Genomic DNA, 5,297 nt, shown 5'->3' with positions numbered 1-5,297 from the left:
GAGGCGAGCGAGCCATCGCGCGGCTCGAAGTTTCGCGGGCGATTGTCCCATCGCTTTGCGAGCCGCGCACCAGCGTGCGCCCCTGTCGGCGCGGTCGAGATTTTCATAGTCGGTGAAGGCGCGGACGAGGCGAAGCGGATTGAGGCCGCGCTGAAACTCTGACGTGCGTCCCGGCAGTTTGCGATCGACCCATCGCGGCCAATAGTTGACGAACCAGCGTCCCGAATGAACCTCGCGCGGCGCTAGGCGGCTCGCCGTTCCCGACACGAGCAGGAGCCCGCCCGGGCGCAGCAGCCGCCGCAGCTCCAGCAGAATATCCGCCAACTCCTCGCGCCGCACATATTCGAGGACGCTGATGGCGAGGACGATGTCGAAGCTTTCGTCGGGAAAGGGAATGTGCCGCGTGTCGGGGACATGGCGAAAGTCCACGGCCGCGCCGGCACCATATCGTTCGGCGTTGAGCCGTGCGAGCGCGATGGCCTCTTCATCGACGTCGATTGCGGTGACCGCGGCTCCCATCTTTGCGGCAACGATCGCGCTTGCGCCATAATTGCAGCCAAACTCGAGAAGCCTCTGCCCTTCTATTTTCCCGGCATAGGCGGCGAGGAGATGCCGGATTTCCCGCGCGGCGACGGGAACATAGCCGCCCACCCATTTGCTGTCCGGATCGAGGCCGAGCGCCTTTGCCTGCTCCCTGAAACGGCGGTCGGCTGCGCTATCCGTGATGACGGGGTCGCTCCACATCGGGTGTCAATCCTCGCCGTCCGCCCGTTTGCGCGCCTCAGCGCGCGCGTCGCGAAGAATCTCGATGCCGCCCTTGATGGCGATCAGCGCGGTCGCGAACCCGACCAGAAGATCGGGCCAGTTCGTCCCGAGCCACCAGACGAGCACGCCGGCGATCAGGATGCCGCCGTTAGAAATGAAATCGTTGAAGCTGAAGGTGGTCGCGGCGCGCAGGTTGACGTCGGGCTTCTGAATCCGCTGGAGCAGCTTCAGGCAGATATAGTTCACGACAGCGGCGACCGCCGACATGATCATCATCGTCTGGCCGATCGGCTCGCTTCCCTGAAGGTAGCGGCGCCCGACGTCGAAGAGAACGCCGGCGGCAAAGATGAGCAGCATGATGCCCGATGCCGTGGCGGCGCGGGTCTTCCACAACAGGCCGTGGCGGAGCGCCACGAGGCTCAGCGCATAGACGGCGGCGTCGGAGAAATTGTCGAGGCCGTTGGCGATGAGCGCGCTGGAATCGCCGATGGCGCCTGTGACAAGAAAAGCGGCGGCGATCGCGGCGTTGAGCAGAAGGACGATCCAGAGGGTGCGGCGTTCGAGGTCGGCGTTCGCCTGGCTGTTCGTCATAACCGTGTCCTTCCTTCGCTCTTCCTGAAGAAGGAGCGGAACCTCGACGAGGTTCCGCCCAGTATGTCCCGTTGCCGCCTTCGTCGGGGGAGCGTCGCGGCGGCAACGGGGGGTTTCATTCCGCGGGGACGGGCACGCCCTCCGCCGGTGGGGTGCTCGGCCGCTCCTTCTGCTCGGCGCGGCGATGCACGAGCATGTAAAGCGCCGGGAGCACGAGCAGCGTCAGGATCGTCGACGAGATGATCCCGCCGATCACGACCGTCGCCAGCGGCCTTTGGACTTCCGAGCCCGCACCCACATTGACCGCCATCGGCACGAAGCCGAGCGAGGCGACCAATGCGGTCATCATCACCGGTCTCAAGCGCGTGAGCGCGCCTTCGCGGATCGCCTCGAGCAGCTCTTTGCCGCGCTCGCGCAAATCCTTGATGAAGGAGAGCATCACGACCCCGTTGAGCACCGCCACGCCCGAGAGCGCGATGAAGCCGACACCCGCGGAGATCGACAGCGGAATGCCGCGAAGGGCCAGCGCGGCCACGCCTCCCGTCAGCGCGAGTGGCACTCCGGAGAAGACGATCGCCGCATCCCGAACCGATCCGAAGAGGCTGAACAGCAGTCCGAAGATCAGCAGCAGCACCACCGGCACCACGATCTGGAGCCGGGTCGCTGCCGACTGGAGCTGCTCGAAGGTGCCGCCATATTCGACATAATAGCCCTCGGGCAGTTCAACCTCGCTGTCGACCTTGGCCTGCAGCTCCTCCACGAACGAACCGAGGTCGCGGCCCCGGACGTTCGCGGTCACGACGGCCCGCCGCTTCCCATTCTCGCGGCTGACCTGGTTGGGGCCGGCGGCAAGCGAGATGTCGGCAAGTTCCGAGAGCGGGACCCACCCGCCATTGGGAAGTGCCACCGGCAGATTGCCGAGTGCCGGCAGGTTCGTTCGCATATCCTCCGGCAAGCGCACGACGACGTCGAAACGCCGGTCGCCCTCGAACAATTGCCCGGCCGCCCGTCCACCGGTTGCAGTCGAGACGGCATCCTGAAGCGTCTGGAGGCTGACGCCGTAGCGGGCGAGACTGTCCCTGCGCGGCGTGACGGAAAGCATCGGCAGGCCGGTGACCTGTTCGAGCTTCACATCCTGTGCGCCCTCGACGCCGCCGACCATCTCCTCGATTGCCTGCCCGGTCTTGAGCAATTGATCGAGATCGTCGCCGAAGAGCTTGATCGCGACGTCCGAGCGAACACCCGCAATCAGCTCGTTCATGCGCATCTGGACGGGCTGCGTGAACTCGTAATTGTTGCCGGGGATTTCGGCGACCGCCTTGTTGAGTTCGGCAACCAGCTGTTCCCTCGGCTTTCTCGGATCGGGCCAGTCGCTCCTGTCCTTGAGGATGATGAAATTATCCGCAACCGAAGGCGGCATGGGGTCGGTCGCGACGTCGGGCGTGCCGATCTTCGCGAAGACCCGTTCGACTTCGGGGAATTTGCGGATGCGGGATTCGAGCGCTTCCTGCATCTCGATCGATTGCCCGAGACTGGTGCCCGGGATGCGCATCGCATGCATCGCGATGTCGCCCTCGTCGAGATTGGGGATGAACTCGGAACCGAGCCGCGAGGCGAGCAGGCCGCTCGCGACAACGAGCAGCAGCGCGCCCGCGATCGCGACCTTGGGCCAGTTGAGCGCCCGCTCGAGCATCGGCCGATAGCCTTGGCCAAGGCGGCGCATCAGCCAGTTTTCCTTCTCTTCGACCTTGCCCGTGACGAACAGCGCGACGGCCGCAGGCACGAAGGTGAGCGAGAGCAGGAGTGCGGCGGTCAGCGCGAGGACGACGGTGATCGCCATCGGGTGGAAGGTCTTCCCTTCGACGCCCTCGAGCGCGAAGATCGGAAGATAGACCGCCGTGATGATGATGATGCCGAAGATGCTCGGGCGGATGACCTCGGCGCTTGCCGATGCCACGAGGCCGAAGCGTTCGTCGCGATCGAGCAGGCGCCCGAGACGGTGCTGCGCTTCGCCGAGACGCCGGAGGCAATTCTCGACGATGATGACCGCCCCGTCGACGATCAGACCGAAGTCCAGCGCGCCGAGGCTCATGAGGTTCGCCGACGTGCGCGTCTGCAGCATGCCGGTGAGCGTCATCAGCATCGAGATGGGGATGACCGCCGCCGTGATCAGTGCGGCGCGGAAGTTCCCGAGCAGCAGGAAGAGGATCACGATGACGAGCAGCGCCCCTTCGGCGAGGTTCTTCTCGACCGTCCAGATCGTCCGCTCGACGAGCGACGTCCGATCATAGAGCGTTCGCACCTCGACACCCTCGGGGAGCGCCTTGGCCGCCTCTTCGAGCCGTTCCGCCGACGCCTGGGCGACCACGCGCGGGTTTTCGCCGATCAGCATCGCCACCGTGGCGAGCACGACTTCCTTGCCATTCTCGGTGGCTGCGCCGGTCCGTAGACCCGAGCCGATGGCGACATCGGCCACATCCTTGATGCGGATGGGCACGCCGCCGCGCGTCGTGATCAGGATTTCCGAGAGGTCCTGCTCGTTGCCGGCCTGGCCGGGAACGCGGATCAGGATCTGCTCGCCGCCGCGCTCGACATAGCCCGCGCCGCGGTTGGCATTGTTGCTCTCCAGCGCGCCGACGACGTCGTTGAGGGAGAGATTGAGCGAAGCCAGCGCGGCGGGATTGGGGGTGATATGATATTGGCGGGCATAGCCGCCGATCGTGTTGATCTCCGCGACCCCGGGCACCGTGCGCATCTGCGGGCGGATGACCCAGTCGGTCATCGTCCGCAGATCCTCGGCATTATAGGGCGTCCCGTCAGGCTTCTTCGCGCCGGGCTTGGCCTCGACCGAGAACATGAAGATCTCGCCGAGCCCCGTCGAAATCGGCCCCATTTCGGGCTCGCTTCCGTCAGGCAGCTGCGCTTTCGCCGCCTGTATGCGCTCGTTTACCTGCTGGCGGGCGAAGTAGATGTCGGTGCCGTCCTTAAACACCACCGTCACCTGGCTCAGCCCGTAGCGCGAGATCGACCGCGTGTAGGAAAGGTTGGGGATGCCGGCGATCGCGGTCTCGATCGGGAAGGTGATGCGCTGCTCGGCTTCGAGCGGCGAATATGGTCTCACCGCCGCCGCGGTGAACACCCAGCTCGTCCAGCTCAACGTCAATGCGGCCGGCGGCCGGATGGAGGTCGCAGGCTCCGAGCAGGCGGTCCGCATCCTCGGCAATGCGAGCAGCGCCAACGCCCTCGGCGAGACGCTGATCTCGGTCGGGACGAACCGGACCGTGCGCCTCGCCGATATCGCCGAGGTCAAGGATCTCTACGCCGAGCAGCGCTCGGTCTCGAAGCAGGACGGGCGGCAGGTGCTGACCTTCGGCTTCGAGCGCGCAAAAGGCGCCTCCGATGTCACCGTCTATGACGCGGCGGTCGAGGAGCTGCGAAAACTCGAAAAGGAAAACCCCAAGGTCAAATTCACCGAGCTGTTCAGCGACATCGAATATACCAAGGGCCAATATCATTCGGCGATCAATGCGATGGTCGAGGGCGCGATCCTCGCGGTCGTCGTCGTCTTCCTTTTCTTGCGCGACTGGCGCGCGACGCTGATCTCGGCGCTCGCCATCCCGCTGTCGGCGGTCCCGACCTTCCTGTTCATGGACCTCATGGGCTTCTCGCTCAACATGATGACCTTGCTCGCATTGAGCCTCGTTGCCGGCGTGCTGGTCGACGATGCGATCGTCGAGATCGAGAATATCGTGCGCCACATGCGGATGGGCAAATCGGCCTATCAGGCCTCGATCGATGCCGCCGACGAGATCGGCCTCGCGGTGCTCGCGACAACCATGACGATCGTCGCGGTGTTCCTGCCGGTCGGGCTGATGCCGGGCGTCGCCGGGCAATATTTCAAGAATTTCGGACTGACGGTCGTGGCCGCGGTGCTGATGAGC

4 protein-coding genes are annotated in these 5,297 nt (G+C 65.1%); 1 reads left to right on the top strand and 3 read right to left on the bottom strand.

Going from position 1 to position 5,297, the window contains the following annotated elements:
* The 3 genes from JNM03_RS01930 to JNM03_RS01920 all read right to left on the bottom strand — a co-directional run.
* The coding region (locus JNM03_RS01930; RefSeq protein WP_294033979.1) for a bifunctional 2-polyprenyl-6-hydroxyphenol methylase/3-demethylubiquinol 3-O-methyltransferase UbiG at nucleotides 1-744 on the bottom strand (744 nt) is incomplete at its 3' end.
* A gap of 6 nt (nucleotides 745-750) precedes the next feature.
* Nucleotides 751-1,356 carry a cation transporter gene (locus tag JNM03_RS01925; protein ID WP_234180890.1) on the bottom strand — a complete coding sequence of 202 codons (606 nt, stop codon included), beginning with the start codon at nucleotides 1,354-1,356 and terminating at the stop codon, nucleotides 751-753.
* Between the two features lie 115 nt (nucleotides 1,357-1,471).
* Nucleotides 1,472-4,477, bottom strand: a complete 3,006-nt coding sequence (locus tag JNM03_RS01920) for a CusA/CzcA family heavy metal efflux RND transporter (protein WP_294033978.1) — start codon at nucleotides 4,475-4,477, stop codon at nucleotides 1,472-1,474.
* On the opposite strand from JNM03_RS01920, the gene JNM03_RS01915 reads away from it, so the two are divergent.
* A partial coding sequence (locus tag JNM03_RS01915) for an efflux RND transporter permease subunit (protein ID WP_294033977.1) occupies nucleotides 4,407-5,297 on the top strand: 891 nt, incomplete at its 3' end. The genes JNM03_RS01920 and JNM03_RS01915 overlap by 71 nt on opposite strands.

It is taken from the genome of Sphingopyxis sp. (genome assembly GCF_016793825.1).
GTDB lineage: Bacteria > Pseudomonadota > Alphaproteobacteria > Sphingomonadales > Sphingomonadaceae > Sphingopyxis.
This window is presented reverse-complemented; position numbering and strand designations above follow the sequence as displayed.

Excerpts from the sequence above, each read along its gene's own strand:
- JNM03_RS01925 (WP_234180890.1), bottom strand. The coding sequence starts at position 1,356 with ATGACGAACAGCCAGGCGAACGCCGACCTCGAACGCCGCACCCTCTGG.